General features: G+C 67.5%; 18 protein-coding genes. 13 read left to right on the top strand and 5 right to left on the bottom strand.

Annotation, left to right across the window (positions count from 1 at the left end):
* Positions 1–51 precede the first annotated feature (51 nt).
* From EU513_RS04045 to manA, 7 genes are all read left to right on the top strand, one after another.
* Positions 52–396 carry a helix-turn-helix domain-containing protein gene (locus tag EU513_RS04045; protein WP_129624613.1) on the top strand — a complete coding sequence of 115 codons (345 nt, stop codon included), beginning with the start codon at positions 52–54 and terminating at the stop codon, positions 394–396.
* Between the two features lie 56 nt (positions 397–452).
* Positions 453–1,073, top strand: a complete 621-nt coding sequence (locus tag EU513_RS15720; RefSeq protein WP_168990135.1) for a hypothetical protein — start codon at positions 453–455, stop codon at positions 1,071–1,073.
* An 84-nt stretch (positions 1,074–1,157) separates the two neighbouring features.
* Complete coding sequence (locus EU513_RS04035; RefSeq protein WP_129624612.1) at positions 1,158–2,120, top strand: asparaginase; 963 nt, start codon at positions 1,158–1,160, stop codon at positions 2,118–2,120.
* Positions 2,120–2,545: a D-aminoacyl-tRNA deacylase gene (dtd, locus tag EU513_RS04030; protein WP_129624611.1), complete on the top strand. Its 426-nt coding sequence runs from the start codon at positions 2,120–2,122 to the stop codon at positions 2,543–2,545. The genes EU513_RS04035 and dtd overlap by 1 nt, the downstream gene beginning before the upstream one ends.
* Before the next feature lie 40 nt (positions 2,546–2,585).
* Positions 2,586–2,906, top strand: a complete 321-nt coding sequence (locus EU513_RS04025) for a DUF2516 family protein (protein WP_239701062.1) — start codon at positions 2,586–2,588, stop codon at positions 2,904–2,906.
* Positions 2,903–3,691, top strand: coding sequence for an alpha/beta fold hydrolase (locus EU513_RS04020; protein ID WP_370447336.1), 789 nt, complete (start codon positions 2,903–2,905; stop codon positions 3,689–3,691). Before EU513_RS04025 ends, EU513_RS04020 begins: the two co-directional genes overlap by 4 nt.
* The gene (gene manA, locus EU513_RS04015; protein ID WP_129624609.1) at positions 3,688–4,824 is read left to right on the top strand and encodes a mannose-6-phosphate isomerase, class I; all 1,137 of its coding nucleotides are present in this window, start codon (positions 3,688–3,690) and stop codon (positions 4,822–4,824) included. The genes EU513_RS04020 and manA overlap by 4 nt, the downstream gene beginning before the upstream one ends.
* Here manA and EU513_RS04010 read toward each other — a convergent pair whose 3' ends face one another.
* Entirely contained in the window at positions 4,825–5,619 is a 795-nt protein-coding gene (locus EU513_RS04010; RefSeq protein WP_129624608.1) for a class I SAM-dependent methyltransferase, read from the bottom strand. It lies immediately after the preceding gene.
* 118 nt (positions 5,620–5,737) lie between these two features.
* Here EU513_RS04010 and mshA point away from each other — a divergent pair, with 118 nt between their 5' ends.
* Genes mshA through EU513_RS03995 form a run of 3 tightly spaced genes read left to right on the top strand, consistent with a single transcriptional unit; the run spans position 5,738 to position 8,314 of the window.
* Entirely contained in the window at positions 5,738–7,048 is a 1,311-nt protein-coding gene (gene mshA, locus EU513_RS04005) for a D-inositol-3-phosphate glycosyltransferase (protein ID WP_129624607.1), read from the top strand.
* A complete protein-coding gene (locus tag EU513_RS04000) occupies positions 7,045–7,536 on the top strand; it encodes a YbjN domain-containing protein (RefSeq protein ID WP_168990134.1) in 492 nt (163 codons plus the stop codon). Before mshA ends, EU513_RS04000 begins: the two co-directional genes overlap by 4 nt.
* Before the next feature lie 34 nt (positions 7,537–7,570).
* Positions 7,571–8,314 carry a phosphoglyceromutase gene (locus tag EU513_RS03995; protein WP_129624606.1) on the top strand — a complete coding sequence of 248 codons (744 nt, stop codon included), beginning with the start codon at positions 7,571–7,573 and terminating at the stop codon, positions 8,312–8,314.
* A 59-nt stretch (positions 8,315–8,373) separates the two neighbouring features.
* On the opposite strand, the gene EU513_RS03990 is transcribed toward EU513_RS03995, so the two are convergent.
* Both EU513_RS03990 and EU513_RS03985 read right to left on the bottom strand, forming a co-directional pair.
* Entirely contained in the window at positions 8,374–9,057 is a 684-nt protein-coding gene (locus tag EU513_RS03990; RefSeq protein WP_129624605.1) for a response regulator transcription factor, read from the bottom strand.
* A complete protein-coding gene (locus EU513_RS03985; RefSeq protein WP_129624604.1) occupies positions 9,054–10,241 on the bottom strand; it encodes a cell wall metabolism sensor histidine kinase WalK in 1,188 nt (395 codons plus the stop codon). Before EU513_RS03985 ends, EU513_RS03990 begins: the two co-directional genes overlap by 4 nt.
* A 236-nt stretch (positions 10,242–10,477) precedes the next feature.
* Between EU513_RS03985 and phoU the strand changes: the two genes are divergently transcribed.
* Positions 10,478–11,143: a phosphate signaling complex protein PhoU gene (gene phoU, locus EU513_RS03980; protein ID WP_129624603.1), complete on the top strand. Its 666-nt coding sequence runs from the start codon at positions 10,478–10,480 to the stop codon at positions 11,141–11,143.
* Between the two features lie 71 nt (positions 11,144–11,214).
* On the opposite strand, the gene ispD is transcribed toward phoU, so the two are convergent.
* Complete coding sequence (ispD, locus tag EU513_RS03975; RefSeq protein ID WP_370447335.1) at positions 11,215–12,378, bottom strand: 2-C-methyl-D-erythritol 4-phosphate cytidylyltransferase; 1,164 nt, start codon at positions 12,376–12,378, stop codon at positions 11,215–11,217.
* A gap of 41 nt (positions 12,379–12,419) precedes the next feature.
* The gene (locus EU513_RS03970) at positions 12,420–12,902 is read right to left on the bottom strand and encodes a CarD family transcriptional regulator (protein WP_115923962.1); all 483 of its coding nucleotides are present in this window, start codon (positions 12,900–12,902) and stop codon (positions 12,420–12,422) included.
* A gap of 211 nt (positions 12,903–13,113) precedes the next feature.
* On the opposite strand from EU513_RS03970, the gene EU513_RS03965 reads away from it, so the two are divergent.
* Positions 13,114–13,674: a hypothetical protein gene (locus tag EU513_RS03965; protein ID WP_129624602.1), complete on the top strand. Its 561-nt coding sequence runs from the start codon at positions 13,114–13,116 to the stop codon at positions 13,672–13,674.
* A 135-nt stretch (positions 13,675–13,809) separates the two neighbouring features.
* Complete coding sequence (locus tag EU513_RS03960) at positions 13,810–14,895, top strand: S-(hydroxymethyl)mycothiol dehydrogenase (RefSeq protein ID WP_129624601.1); 1,086 nt, start codon at positions 13,810–13,812, stop codon at positions 14,893–14,895.
* Positions 14,896–14,898 lie beyond the last annotated feature (3 nt).

The raw sequence follows: 14,898 nt of genomic DNA, 5'->3' as shown, positions 1-14,898 counted from the left end.
CACGCTTGCTCTGGCTTGCAAAGTGCTAACTGCAGCAAGCATAATGAAGACATGACTCCGAACCCCGTCAGCGATCTCGGCGGTTACCTCAAGGACCAGCGCCAGCAGGCGCAGTTGTCCTTGCGGCAGCTGGCCGAACGCTCGGGAATCTCCAACCCCTACCTCAGCCAGATCGAGCGGGGACTGAAGAAGCCGAGCGCGGAGATACTCCAGGCGCTGGCCAAGGGTTTGCGGATCTCGGCCGAGCAGTTGTACGTGCAGGCCGGATTCTTGGACGAAGCAGGCGAGACCGAGACGCTGATCGACACCCGTGTGGCGATCAAGTCCGACCCGCTCCTTTCGGACAAGCAGCGCAAGGTTCTCCTCGATCTTTACGCATCGTTCACCGAGGACTGATCCGCCGGCCGCATCGGCAGCACATACTCCAGATAACCGAACCGGAAGGAGTGGCCATGGCCACCAAGTTCGACCTCAAGAAGTCCATCACCGGAGCCACCCCGCTGTACGCCGCCGTCGGCGCTGCGGACACGGTCTACACCACCGTCCGTGACCGTGCGCTGACCGTCGGTGCCGAGCTCAAGCCGTCCGCCGTGCAGGTTCGCTTCACCAAGCAGATCGCCGATGTCCGCGAACAGGTCGAGGCGCTGCCCGCGACCGCGACCAAGGTCATCGACGACGCCAGCATCGAGGCCGGCGACCAGTACGTCACCCTCGCCAAGCGCGGCGAGAAGGTCGTGAAGTCGCTGCGCAAGCAGGTCGACGGGATTGAGACCACCGCGCGCAAGCAGGCCAAGGACGTTCGCAGCACCGCTCGCAAGACCGCCAAGGACGCGCAGACCAACGCCGTCTCGACCCTCGCGGCCGGCCGCAAGGACGCCGCCAAGGTCGTCGCCGACGTCGCCGGCAAGGTCGAGGACGAGGCTCGCGCCGAGGTCCGCAGCAACGCCGCCAAGGAGGGCGCTGCCACCAAGCGTCCGGCGCGCAAGACCGTCGCCAAGAAGGCCACTGCTCGCAAGACCACGGCCCGCAAGGCTCCGGCCAAGAAGGCTGCTTCGGCGAACAGCAACGCCTGAAGACAACCGACCCTGCTCGACTGAGCAGAAACGACGAAGCCCCCACCTCGCCCCGGTGGGGGCTTCGTCGTTAGCCTCGCCTGCGTGACTCAACGATCGCAGCAAGCACTCTCCGAAGCCCCCATCGTCGCGGTCGTCGAACGCAGTGGATTCGTGGAGTCGGTGCACCGCGGCATCGTCGTGGCCGTCGACGCGCAGGGCTCGGTGCTGTTCGAACGAGGTGACGCGAGCGCGCCGCACTTTCCCCGCTCGTCGAACAAGCCGATCCAGGCGCTCGCGATGGTGCGGTCCGGACTCGACCTGCCCGCCGACCTGCTGGCGCTGGCGAGCGCCAGTCATTCGGGTGAGGATTTCCACCTCGACGGCGTGCGCCGCATCCTTGCCGGCGCCGGCCTTTCCGAGGACGACCTGCAGAACACCCCCGATCTGCCGTACGACGAGCAGGCCAGGCGCGAATGGCTCGCGGCCGGCCACGAACCGACGTCCATCGCCCAGAACTGTTCGGGCAAACACGCTGCGATGCTCGCCACGTGTGTGGTGAACGACTGGGACACCGCCACGTATCGGGACCCGTCCCATCCGTTGCAGGTCGCGATGGCGGACGCGCTCGCCGACCTGTGCGGCGAGTCCGTCGCCGCGACCGGGATCGACGGTTGCGGGGCTCCGGTGATGGCGGTTTCGCCGCTCGGTCTCGCGCGTGCGTTCGGCCGCCTTGCGGCCGCCACGGACGGCCCGGAACGTGTTGTCGCACAAGCGATCCGCGAGTTCCCCGAGTTTCTCGGTGGCACCCGACGCGATGTCACCGATCTGATCCGCAGCGTCCCGGGGCTGGTGGCCAAGGACGGTGCCGAGGCGGTCTACGCGATCGGGCTCCCGGACGGTCGTGGCGTGGTCGTCAAGATCGCGGACGGCGGCCAGCGGGCCCGTCCGGTGGTCGCCGCAGCGGCACTGCGCGAGTTGGGGGTGGAAGCAGAGGTGCTCGAACGTCTTGCGAGCGCGCCGATCCTCGGCCACGGGCAGCCGGTCGGTGCGGTGCGGGCGGTCTGATGCGGGCAGTGCTGCAGCGGGTCACCCACGCGGAAGTGACTGTCGAAGGGGAGACGGTCGGTGCCATCGATCGTCCCGGTCTGGTGGCGCTGGTCGGTGTCACCCACGAGGACGGTGCCGAACAGGTCGCCGCGATGGCTCGCAAGATCGGCGAGCTGCGCATCCTCGCCGACGAGCAGTCCGTGCTGGACGCCGGTGCGCCAGTGCTGGTGGTCTCGCAGTTCACCGTGTACGGCAGCACCCGCAAGGGTCGACGTCCCTCTTGGAGCGCAGCCGCCCCCGGCCCGGTCGCCGAACCCCTCATCGAGGATCTCGTCGCTGCGCTGGTTGCCGCCGGGGTCGAGGTCGCCACCGGACGTTTTGGCGCGATGATGCAGGTGTCGCTGGTCAACGACGGGCCGTTCACCGTCGTCGTCGACGTCTGAGCGGCGGACATCGGCGACGTTCGACGTTTAGGCTGGTGACGTGCTCGAACCTCTTTTTCGCATCCAGTCCACCGTCGCGCTGCTGCTCGGCCTCGCCCTGATGGCCACCACGGCCTTCGCGTTCGTCGATGCGCTGCGTCGCCGCGAGGATGCGTTCCGAGCCGCCGACAAGATGACCAAGCAACGCTGGTTGTTGATCACGGGCCTGGCTGCGGTGTTCGCGCTGCTGGTGATCCAGTCACCGCTCAACCTCTTCGGCATCATCGCGATCGTGGCTGCCGGGGTGTACCTCGCCGACGTCCGTCCGGCGTTGCGACAGGTCGAGTCCCGCCGCGGTGGCGGTTCCCGCGGACGATGGTGAGCACCCGCACCTGCATCCTGTCGACGTCCGAAGGCGGCATCGAGTACCTGCTGGTCGGACGTGACGAACCAGTCACCGTCTTCGCCCACGGGCTCGCAGGTTCGATATCGACCACGCGCCCTTTCGGCTCCGGCGTGCCCGGACGCCAGGCGTACTTCCACTTCCGCGGCCACGGTGCCTCGTCCTCGCCGGAATCGGCGTGGACCTACACCGCGCTGGCCGACGAACTCGACGCTGTGGCCACGCACGTCGACGCCACCCGGGCGTTGGGCGTCAGCATGGGAGCCGGCGCGATCGCTCACCTTCTCGAGCGGGTGCCCGACCGCTTCGAACGCATTGTGCTGGCGCTGCCTGCCGTGCTTGACACACCCCGCACCGACGTCGCCCTCGAGCGATTGCTGGAGATGGGCCGGTTCGCCGACGAGCACGACGTCGACGGTGTCTTCGAGTTGTTGCTGCTGGAACAGCCGGGGGAGCACCGGGACGATCCCGTCGTGCGTAACTGGTGTATGGACCAGGCACACACGATCGTCCGGACAGACGTGTCCCGTGCGTTGCGGACGATCCCACACGCGACCGCGGTGCACGACCGTCGATCACTGCAGGCGGTGCAGGCGCAGGTGCTCGTGCTCGGCCAGGAGGACGATCCCGCGCACCCGCTGTGGGTCTCGCGTGAGATCGCCGACCTGATCCCGAACGCCCGGCTCGAGGTGCTCCCAGCAGGCGGGATCCTGTGGAGTCATCGGGCTCGCGTACGAGAGCTCGTGCGAGACTTCCTCGCATGATCGTCCGGCTCGAACCACGCATCCGGGATTACGCGTGGGGGTCGCGCACGGCGCTGGCCGAACTGGCCGGACGGCCCTCGCCGACCGAGTCCCCCGAGGCCGAGATGTGGATGGGTGCACACGAGGCGTCGCCCTGCGTCGTCGGTCACCACGACGACCGCACAACGTTGGACAAGCTCATCGCTGCCGACCCGATCGGCATGCTCGGTGAGACGACCGTGACTCAGTTCCAGCGTCGACTGCCGTTCCTGCTCAAGCTGCTCGCACCGGAGCAGGCGTTGTCGATCCAGGCGCATCCCAGCCGTGAGGAAGCGCTGACCGCGCCCACCGGCACCTATGTCGACAACTGGCCGAAGCCGGAGGCCTGGCTCACGGTCACCGAGTTCGAGATGTTCGCCGGGACGCTCGCCTTCGACGAGATCCGTTCCGCGGCAGGGGAACTGCAGTGTCAACGGTTCGGGGAACTGATCGAGGCCGCGGCCGGCTCGGGCGTCAAGCAGTTGCTCCGGTCGATCCTGCAGGCCGAGGAGTCGGTTCAGCGCGAGCTCACCGAAGAGGTCGTCCGGGCATGTGGTGACCGACGAGACCACCCGCACTACGAGGCCATCCACCGCATTGCCGCCCAGTTCCCCGGCGACGTCGGCGCGGCGGTGCTGCTGACCATGAGGCACCACGTCGTGCCCGCGAACAGTTACGTGTTCCTGCCAGCAGGAGTGCTGCACGCCGCAGTGCACGGGGTGACGGTCGAGATCCTCGCCAATTCCGACAACGTCGTCCGAGCCGGCCTGACTCCCAAACGCATCGACATCACCGAACTGCTCCGTATCGTCGACGTCCACCGCCCCGTTGTGGTGGAGGAACCGCCGTCGGGTGTTCGAGTGCACAGCTTCCCGGTCGATGTGCCGTATTTCCAACTGCACCAAGTGAACCCGGGTACACAACCTGAAGAAGCACCAGGACGTAACAAGCCGCGCATCGTGCTCTGCATCGGAGGAAAGATCACGCTCGACGACGGTGTCGAGCAGATCGAGTTGGGTCCGGCACAGTCGTGTTTCGTTCCGGCATCCGTCGACCACCTGCACTGCTCGGGCGACGGCACCGCGTACGTGGCGACCACCGGACTCGTGGGCTGATCACCTCCGATTCGGGGCGACCGCAGACCATTCCACGCTGAGTTCGCCGAGCCTGTGGCGACTGCGCCCGTGCAGGACGGGCCAGCCGTCTGCACGGATGGTGTCGACCGCCGCCAGGAAGCGTTGCCGGGCACCGAACGAACCGTGCGGCGCAGCCGTCGCCCACGCACGGTCGAAGGTCCGCACAAACTCGTGGATCGGTTCACCCGGCACGTTGCGGTGGATCAGTGCCTTGGGCAGACGTTCGGCGATCACCGACGGTGTGTCCAGCCCCCCGAGCCGCCAGGAGAAGGTCAAGCTCAGCGGTAAGCGACGGTCGAGCGTCACCCAGGTGGCCAGTCGCCCGATCTCGTCGCAGGTCCCGTCGACGAAGATCCCGGTCGGTGAAAGACGTTGTTGCACAAGGCTCCACGAAGACTCCACCTCGGACTCGTCGTACTGGCGCAGCACGTTGAACGCGCGGACCACGTCGACCTTCCCGTCCACCGGCAGCTCGAATCCGCCGATGCGAAAGCTGAGCGTGTCGTCCTGCAGGTGCTGCGCCGCGCGCACCCTGGCGGGGTCGATCTCGACTCCGACGACCCGGACATCCGGGCGTACGGCGCGGAGCCGGTCGCGTAGTTCCACGGCGGTGACCGGTGATGCGCCGTACCCGAGATCCACCACCAGGGGCGCGCCGAGCGGGGCCGTCAGGCGATGTCGCTGGGTGGCCACCAGCCACCGGTCGCACCGGCGCAGGCGATTGGGGTTCGTGGTGCCGCGCGTGATCGCGCCCACCGGACGTGCAGAGGCCACCCGCTCAGCCTAGATACGAGCCACTCAGGCGGTGGTCGACCGGGTGCGAGCCCCGTGGGGCGAGCGCCGCGATCGAGACCACGACCGGACGACTTGCCCGGGTGAGAGACTGAGCCGCATGACCGAGTCCAGCGGATGCCCGGTGCAGCGGGTGGCGATGATCAGCGTCCACACCTCGCCGCTCGACCAGCCCGGTACGGGCGACGCGGGCGGGCTCAACGTGTACGTGGTGGAGACCGCGAAGCGGCTGGGTGCGCGGGGCGTCGAGGTCGAGATCTTCACCCGTCGGACGTCCGCGAGCCTGGCGGAGGTCGTCACCCTCGCACCCAACGTGATCGTGCGACACATCGACGCCGGGCCGTACGAGGGTCTCGACAAGGAGGACCTGCCCGGACAACTGTGCGCGTTCGCGGCGGGAGTGATGCGATTCGTCGCCATCAGCCCGGAGGGGCATTACGACCTGGTCCACTCCCACTACTGGCTGTCCGGTCAGGTCGGCTGGCTGGCCGCCGACCGGTGGAACGTGCCGTTGGTCCACACCATGCACACGATGAGCCGCGTCAAGAATCGTGCTCTCGCAGCAGGCGATCGGCCCGAACCCAAGGGTCGCGAGATCGGCGAGGAGCAGGTCGTCAAGGTGGCCGGTTGGTTGATCGCCAACACCGATACCGAAGCCCGCGAACTCGTGGAGTTGTACGACGCCGATCCCGAACGGGTCCGCGTCGTGCCCCCGGGCGTCGACCTCGACGTCCTGCGGCCGGCCGACAAGTCGGTGTGCCGCCGCGAACTGGGGCTGCCCGAGGACGCCGATGTGCTGCTGTTCGTCGGACGCATCCAGCCGCTCAAGGCCCCGGACGTGCTGGTCAAGGCCGTCGCGAGGATGATCGAACGCGAACCTGAGCGCCGCGGCCGGACAGTGGTCGCGATCCTCGGCGGTCCGAGTGGCAGCGGGCGGGAGCGTCCCCGTGCGCTGCAGGCGATGGCGCGCGAACTCGGCGTCGCCGACGTCGTGCAGTTCGTGCCTCCGCAGAGCCGCACCGAACTTGCCCGCTGGTTCGCGGCCGCCGACCTGACCGTCGTGCCCTCCCACTCCGAATCCTTTGGCCTGGTCGCGATCGAGTCCATGGCGTGCGGCACACCGGTGGTCGCTGCGAACGTCGGTGGGCTCCCGACGGCAGTGGGCGACGGGGGAGTGCTGGTCGACTCGCACGATCCCGACGAGTGGGCGTCGGTCCTCGCCGACCTGCTGGACGACGACGAGAGGCGGAAAACAATGAGCGACAACGCGATTGCGCGGGCCCGCGAGTTCTCCTGGGATGCGACGACCGACAAGCTGTTCGACGTCTACCGGCACGCCTGTGAGGCGCCGCCGCGTCCGTATGACACGCACCTCGACTTCGCGACGGTGCCGACTGCGGTAGTGCCGTGAGCCTGCGCGACGACGTCGTGGCGGTCCTGGAAGGGGTGCTGGCCGACAACGAACTGGACTGGGAGGCCGGGGTCAACGACGGCGAGTACGTCGTCACCCTCCCGGGGGAGAAGAAGCTGAAGACGGTCACGTCCCTCACGGTCGGTGAGAACGATCTGATCACAGCCGCATTCGTCATCCGGCAGCCTGATGAGAACCACCTCGACTTCTACAAGTTCCTGTTGCGCCGCAACCTCAAGCTGCCAGGTCTCGCGTACTCGATCGATGCCTCCGGCGACGTGTACGTCGGCGGACGCGTCCCGCTCGCCGCCGTCGACGAGACCTACCTCGACAAGCTGCTCGGTGCCGTCCTGCGTGCAGCGGACGAGCCCTTCAACGACCTGTTGGTGCTCGGCTTCCTGACCTCGATGAAGAAGGAATGGGAGTGGCGAATTTCGCGCGGTGAATCCACCCGCAACCTCGAGGCGTTCAAGCACCTGCTGGCCTGACCACCGCACCTATGTCGGTGGTTAGGCTGGAGTCATGACCTACACACTCGTGCTGCTGCGGCACGGCGAATCCGACTGGAACGCCAAGAACCTCTTCACCGGCTGGGTCGACGTCGACCTCACCGAGAAGGGCCGCTCCGAGGCCGCGAACGGCGGCAAGCTGTTGAAGGAAGCAGACGTCCTGCCCGACGTCGTGCATACCTCGCTGCTGCGCCGCGCGATCACGACCGCCCACCTCGCCCTCGACGTCGCCGACCGTCACTGGATCCCGGTGCACCGGTCGTGGCGCCTGAACGAGCGTCACTACGGCGCCCTCCAGGGCAAGGACAAGAAGGCCACGCTGGAGGAGTTCGGCGAGGAGCAGTTCATGACCTGGCGCCGGTCGTTCGACACCCCGCCGCCGCCCATCGAGCCCGGCGTCGAGTTCTCCCAGGACGGTGACCCGCGGTACGCCGATCTCGGCGATGACGCGCCGCGCACCGAGTGCCTGAAGGACGTCATCGAGCGCTTCCTGCCGTACTGGGAGGGCTCGATCATTCCCGACCTGAAGGACGGCAAGACCGTTCTGGTCGCCGCTCATGGCAACAGCCTGCGCGCGATGGTGAAGCACCTCGACGGGATCTCCGACGACGACATCGTCGGCCTCAACATCCCGACCGGAATGCCGCTGGTCTACGAACTCGACGAGCATTTCAAGCCCACCGTCAAGGGCGGAAAGTACCTCGACCCCGGGGCCGCGAAGGCAGCTGCCGAGGCGGTCGCCAACCAAGGCCGCTGAACCGTAAGTCCGCAGAACGCCTGCGTCAATTCGCCGGTTCTGCGGACTTTCGGCGTGTGTCAGCTGCCCTCGTACTTGTAGCCCAGGCCGCGGACGGTGACGATCACCTTCGGGTTGCCCGGGTCTTCCTCGATCTTCGCGCGCAGCCGCTTGACGTGCACGTCGAGCGTCTTGGTGTCACCGACGTAGTCGCTGCCCCAGACGCGGTCGATCAGCTGACCGCGGGTGAGCACGCGTCCGGCGTTGCGCAGCAGCAGCTCGAGCAGCTCGAACTCCTTGAGCGGTAACGAAACCGGCTCGCCCTGAACACTGACCGTGTGGCGTTCGACGTCCATGCGCACCGGTCCGCTGTGCAGGGTGGCGGGCATGAGCTCCCCGGTGTCCTGGCCACGGCGCAGCACCGCCTTGATGCGGGCGAGAAGTTCGCGGGAGGAATACGGCTTGGTGACGTAGTCGTCCGCGCCGATCTCGAGCCCGACGATCTTGTCGACCTCGCTGTCCTTGGCAGTCAGCATGATGATCGGCACGTTCGCCTTCTGCCGGATCACCCGGCACACCTCGGTGCCGGACATGCCGGGCAGCATCAGGTCGAGCAGGACGAGGTCGGCGCCGTTGCGATCGAAGTCGAGCAGCGCGTCGGGTCCGGTCTCCGCTACCGACACCTCGTAGCCCTCCTTGGACAACAGGTAGGACAACGGGTCGGACAGCGACTCCTCGTCCTCGACCAGCAGGATGCGCGTCATGAGGTGACCTTTCGGGCTTCGTCGACCGGTCGGCCGATCGTTGTTTCGGAGGGTTCGGGATGTGCGGCCGGCAACCGGATGGTGAAGGTCGAGCCGTGGCCCTCCTCGGACCACGCGGTGACCTCACCGCCGTGGTTGGCGCAGATGTGTTTGACGATGGCAAGGCCGAGCCCCGTGCCGCCGGTGCGTCGCGACCGGGCGGCGTCGACGCGGTAGAAGCGTTCGAAGACGCGCTCGATCTCGCCGGCCGGGATGCCGCTGCCTTGATCCTTCACTGCAACGGTGACCAGATCGGGCGAGCCCTTCACAGCGACGTCCACCCGCGTGCCGCTGCCGGAGTAGTTGACTGCGTTCTCGATCAGGTTGCGCACGGCGGTGGTGATCAGGTCGGGGTCGCCGAACACCTCGGCGCGGTTGCCCTCGTCGTGCGCCTGGATGCCGATATTGCGTTCGTCGGCCATCAGCCGCATATGCTCGATGGCCTCCGCGACGCACTCGCGCACGTCGACGCGCTGCGGATCGTCGAGGGTCTCTGCGACCTGCAACCTGGAGAACTCGACGATCTCCATGACCAACCGGTTGATGCGGTCGGCCTCGGTGCGCATCCGCTTGGTGAACCGGTGTACCGCCTCCGGATCGTCGCGAGCATCGTCGATCGCCTCTGACAACAGACTGAGTCCGGCGACGGGAGTCTTCAGTTCGTGACTGACGTTGACCACGAAGTCACGCCGGGTCTCCTCGACGCGTCGCAGCTGCGAGCGGTCGTCGAGCAGGATGAGGACGTGGTCGTCGGACAGTGGCGTCACCCGCACCCCGAGCACCAGGCGTCCGGCGCCGTTGAGTCCGCGGGTCAGGTCGAGTTCGAGTTCGTGCAGGTCCTTGTCTCGCCGAGACGTGCGCACGAGGGTGCGCAGTTGTTCATGCACGATCTCGTGCCCGCGGACGAGGCCCAGCGCCGCTGCGGACGGGCTCGCCCGCACCACGCGGTCGCTGGCGTCGACGACCAGCGAGACCGAGCGCAACGCATCGAGGATCTCGGCGGCCTCCGGGGCGATCGGCTCCGGGTTGGTGTGCGTGGTGGCGATGCTCTTCGCCGCGGTCTCGGCAGTCCGACGTCTGGCGGCCGACCAGCCGATGACGAGGCCCACGCACAGGGCGCTCAGGGCGAGTAGGACCTCCAACACGCGGCCCAATGTACGGGGTCGGTGAAGCGTCGTCGGTGCTGGTCAGACGCGTACGACTGCGAGCCATCGGCCGTTAACCTGCGCGTTCGTCGCCGTTCACCGCAGCCTGCGACCCTCGGCGAGTCGCCGGTCTGGGGCACAATGGGCCACGACCGGTGAAGTCGGTCGAGGCCGGCAAAACCGCCCGACCATCTCGGCTCCTTTCGAGTTCACCCCGAAGCAAGGATTCAGCAAGCATGCGCAACGCCTTCCACGACGACCTCGATCGTGTTTCCGATCAGCTCGTTCACATGACCGAGATGGTCGGTACTGCGATGACGCGCGCCACCGACGCACTCGTGAACACCGACCTCGGCGTGGCCGAGAGCGTCATCGCTGCGGACGACGACATCGACACCGTGCGACGCCAGGTCGACGACCTGGCGGTCGACCTGCTGGCCCGTCAGCAGCCGGTGGCCACCGACCTGCGGATGGTCGTCACCGCCATGCACATGGCATCTGACATCGAGCGGATGGGCGACCTGGCCCGCCACATCGCGAAGATCGCCCGGATGCGTTACCCGAAGCAGGCCGTTCCGCAGGAAGTGCTGCCGCACATCACCTCGATGTCGGAGTGGGCGATCGACCTGGCGAAGAAGACCGGCGAGGCGATCGACAGCAAGGACGTCCACGCAGCGCAGGAGATCGAGCGCCTGGACGACCACATGGACGACCTGCACCGGCAGATCTTCGCCGCCCTGCACAGCGAGGGCTGGAACCACCCGACCGAGACCGCGGTCGACGTCACGCTGCTGTCGCGCTACTACGAGCGATTCGGCGACCACGCCGTCGCCGTCGCGGACCGCATCGTCTACCTGGTCACCGGCCGGTACGGCGACCCGAACGAGGGCCTGCAGCGCTGACATTCTCCGGCGCCTCCTGCGCCATGGACGAGCCCCTGCAGAACCTGCAGGGGCTCGTTCACGTTCGGGCGTCAGCCACGGATGACCAGCGCGTTGGCGATCGCGCCGATGCCCTCGCCGCGGCCCAGGAAGCCGAGGTGATCGGTGGTCGTCGCTGAAACCGAGACGTGCGCCCCGCCGAGCGCGGCCGAGATCGCCTGTTGCGCTTCCTCGCGGCGCGGACCCACCTTCGGCCGGTTACCGATGATCTGCACACTGACATTGCCGATGCGGAAACCTGCTCGCTCGAGGGTGCCGTGCACGTCGGCCAGCATCGCCGCGCCGGTTGCCCCCTTCATCTGCGGTCGGTCGACGCCGAACTGAGTGCCGAGGTCACCCAGACCGGCGGCCGACAGCAGGGCATCGCACACCGCGTGAGCGGCGACGTCACCGTCGGAATGTCCTTCGATTCCACGTTCGCCGGGCCAGGTGAGGCAGGCGAGGGACAGCGGTCGCTCGTCATCGGCGTAGGCGTGTACATCGACACCGATCCCGGTGCGGGGCAAGGATGCAGGATGCTGCGGCGAATCGATGAGTTGCTCCTGTGGGTCGGTTGTGATCAGACGCCGGACTGCGTCGAGGTCGGCCGGAACGGTGACCTTGAGCGCGCGGGGATCGCCGTCGACGACCACCACGTGTCCGCCGTCCGACTCCACCAGGGCCGCGTCGTCGGTCGCCTGGGCACCCCGGGAGTGCGCCCGGACGAGCGCGGACCGGCAGAAGCCCTGCGGCGTCTGAACGGCACGCAGTGACGAGCGATCCGGCGTACCGACCACCACACCGCCGGCGTCCACCTGCTTGACGGTGTCGACCACGGGTAGGCCGGGGACCACCGCGTCGGCACCGCCCAGCACGGCGTCGATCACGGCGTCGAACAACGCCGGGGGAGCAAAGGCGCGAGCGGCGTCGTGCACGAGGACGACTTCGGTCCTGTCGGAGAGCGCGGCCAGTCCGGCGGCTACCGAGTCGGTGCGTTCAGCGCCGCCGTCGACGAGCACGGCGCCCTCACACAACGGTTCGAACTCGCCCCGGTGCCCGCCCGGGACGACGACGACCACGTCGGACACCCGACCGACCTCACGTACCGAACGCAGCGCGTGGACGATCAGGGCATCACCGCCGATATCGACGAGGGCCTTGGGCATACCCGCGCCGAGGCGGGTGCCCATGCCGGCGGCGACGATGACGACGCCCACGGCAGGAGTGCCGTGGGCGTGGTCGCTGTTCGTGATGGAACTCAGGACGCGAGGACCTCGTCCAGCGTGGCCTCTGCGGTGTCCTCGTTGGTGTGCTCGGCGAGCGCGAGTTCGGAGACGAGGATCTGGCGCGCCTTGGCGAGCATCCGCTTCTCACCCGCGGACAGGCCGCGGTCCTGGTCGCGGCGCCACAGGTCACGCACGACCTCGGCCACCTTGATGACGTCGCCGGATGCCAGCTTCTCGAGGTTCGCCTTGTAGCGACGCGACCAGTTGGTCGGCTCCTCGGTGTGATCGGCACGCAACACCTCGAACACGCGGTCGAGGCCTTCCTTGCCGACGACATCGCGGACACCCACGAGATCGCAGTTCTCCGCCGGAACCTCGATCGTCAGGTCGCCTTGGGCAACCTTCAGGACGAGGTACTGCTTCTCCACGCCCTTGATCGTTCGGACCTTGATTTCTTCGATGAGAGCCGCCCCGTGGTGCGGGTAAACGACTGTCTCGCCGACCTTGAAAACCATATCTTGTGTGCCCCTTTCGCGAAGGCAAGGATAACACGGGTGGCCGGGGTCACAGAAACCGTTTGTGCAGGTCAGAGGCCACAAACGGACGTGCACAGATCGCGGCCGAGGGGTTGACAGGAGTCGCCGCACGTGCTTCGCGTGGGTCGTCATGGGCCGGTGCAGGGTGGGGCCCCCGGGGCGGCGGGCAGACCGGTACCATGCAGATGTGATGCGACGTGTGACTTCCCGGCCGGCCGTCCGCCGCGGTGCTCGAGCGATGCTGGTCGCCGGCGTTGCCAGCACTGCCCTGAGCGGCTGCTACTACTTCAGCGAACCCACCACCGACATGGACTACGTCGCCTCCGACGGCAACAACGCCGAGGTCGGCACGGTCAACCTGTCGAACGTGCTCATAGTCACCAAGAACAAGGGCGACAAGGGCTCGATGCAGGGTTTGGCCACCAACAACGGCAACACTGCCGCGCAGTTGACAGTCACTCCGGCCGGCGGACAGCCGACCAAGGTCTCCATTCCGCCGATGCAGTCCGTCCGCCTCGACGGCAAGCCCAGCGGCGACGGCAAGGCCACTGTGTCCCCGATCGACATCCCCGCCACCCCGGTTCCCCCGGGTGAGTCCACCACGGTCGTGTTCGCCACCGCCGACGGCGGCAGCAAGCAGGTCTCCGTGCCGGTCGTGCTCGATCAGCCACCGTACGGCAGCGAAGAGGTCACGCACCCGGGCAGCCGTCCGGACGACTCGGCCGAGAAGGGTGACGGCGGCGGACACTGAGTCCGCAACGACCGCACCACCCGACGACGAAAGGGCTCGACCGCGAGACGGTCGGGCCCTTCGACGTACCTGAGCTCATCTAGGCTGGCGGGGAAGAAGTTCGAGCAGGTGTCGAAACCGTGAGGAAGTGCGCAAATGCCCCAGACCGTCAAAGGTGTCATCGCCCGCAGCAAGGGCGCTCCGGTGGAAGTGGTCGACGTCATCGTGCCTGATCCCGGTCCCGGTGAAGCGGTCGTTGCGATCGAGGCCTGCGGGGTCTGCCACACCGATCTGCACTACCGCGAGGGTGGCATCAACGACGAGTTCCCGTTCCTGCTCGGCCACGAGGCCGCCGGACGGGTGGAGGCCGTCGGCGAAGGGGTCACCGAGGTGAAGCCTGGCGACTTCGTGGTGCTGAACTGGCGCGCGGTCTGCGGTCAGTGCCGCGCCTGCGCGAAGGGCAAGCCGTGGTACTGCTTCGACACCGCCAACGCCAAGCAGAAGATGACCTTGACCGACGGCACAGAGCTCTCGCCTGCGCTGGGCATCGGCGCGTTCATCGAGAAGACCCTGGTCGCGGCCGGTCAGTGCACGAAGGTCGACGAGAACGCGTCCGCCGCTGCCGCCGGTCTGCTCGGCTGCGGCGTGATGGCCGGCTTCGGCGCGGCGGTCAACACCGGCCAGGTCGGCCGTGGAGACTCCGTCGCGGTCATCGGTTGTGGCGGCGTCGGCAACGCTGCGATCGCCGGAGCGAAGGTCGCCGGAGCGACGACGATCATCGCGGTCGATGTCGACGACCGAAAGCTCGAGCAGGCCGAGGTCTTCGGGGCAACGCACACCGTCAACTCCAAGAACGAGGACGCCGTCGAGCGCATCCGCGAACTCACCGGTGGCTTCGGCGCCGATGTCGTGGTCGAAGCGGTCGGCCGACCCGAAACCTACGAGCAGGCGTTCTTCGCCCGCGATCTCGCCGGCACGGTCGTTCTGGTCGGTGTCCCGACGCCGGACGCGAAGATCGAACTGCCACTGATCGAGGTGTTCGGCCGCGGTGGCGCGCTGAAGTCGAGCTGGTACGGCGACTGCCTGCCCTCGCGCGACTTCCCGATGCTCATCGACCTGTACCGACAGGGACGCTTCGACCTCGACGCGTTCATCACCGAGCGGATCGGGTTGAACGACGTCGAGTCCGCGTTCGACAAGATGCACGGGGGCGACGTGCTGCGCTCCGTCGTCGAGATCTGAGGA

This window comes from Yimella sp. RIT 621, assembly GCF_004146205.1.
GTDB classification, from domain to species: Bacteria; Actinomycetota; Actinomycetes; order Actinomycetales; family Dermatophilaceae; genus Yimella; species Yimella lutea.
This window is presented reverse-complemented; position numbering and strand designations above follow the sequence as displayed.

Coding starts and splice junctions, on each gene's coding strand:
- EU513_RS15720 (WP_168990135.1), top strand. CDS start 453: ATGGCCACCAAGTTCGACCTCAAGAAGTCCATCACCGGAGCCACCCCG.
- EU513_RS03970 (WP_115923962.1), bottom strand. CDS start 12,902: ATGGTTTTCAAGGTCGGCGAGACAGTCGTTTACCCGCACCACGGGGCG.
- EU513_RS03995 (WP_129624606.1), top strand. CDS start 7,571: ATGACCTACACACTCGTGCTGCTGCGGCACGGCGAATCCGACTGGAAC.
- mshA (WP_129624607.1), top strand. CDS start 5,738: ATGACCGAGTCCAGCGGATGCCCGGTGCAGCGGGTGGCGATGATCAGC.
- EU513_RS03990 (WP_129624605.1), bottom strand. CDS start 9,057: ATGACGCGCATCCTGCTGGTCGAGGACGAGGAGTCGCTGTCCGACCCG.
- dtd (WP_129624611.1), top strand. CDS start 2,120: ATGCGGGCAGTGCTGCAGCGGGTCACCCACGCGGAAGTGACTGTCGAA.
- EU513_RS03960 (WP_129624601.1), top strand. CDS start 13,810: ATGCCCCAGACCGTCAAAGGTGTCATCGCCCGCAGCAAGGGCGCTCCG.
- EU513_RS03965 (WP_129624602.1), top strand. CDS start 13,114: ATGCGACGTGTGACTTCCCGGCCGGCCGTCCGCCGCGGTGCTCGAGCG.
- manA (WP_129624609.1), top strand. CDS start 3,688: ATGATCGTCCGGCTCGAACCACGCATCCGGGATTACGCGTGGGGGTCG.
- phoU (WP_129624603.1), top strand. CDS start 10,478: ATGCGCAACGCCTTCCACGACGACCTCGATCGTGTTTCCGATCAGCTC.
- EU513_RS04045 (WP_129624613.1), top strand. CDS start 52: ATGACTCCGAACCCCGTCAGCGATCTCGGCGGTTACCTCAAGGACCAG.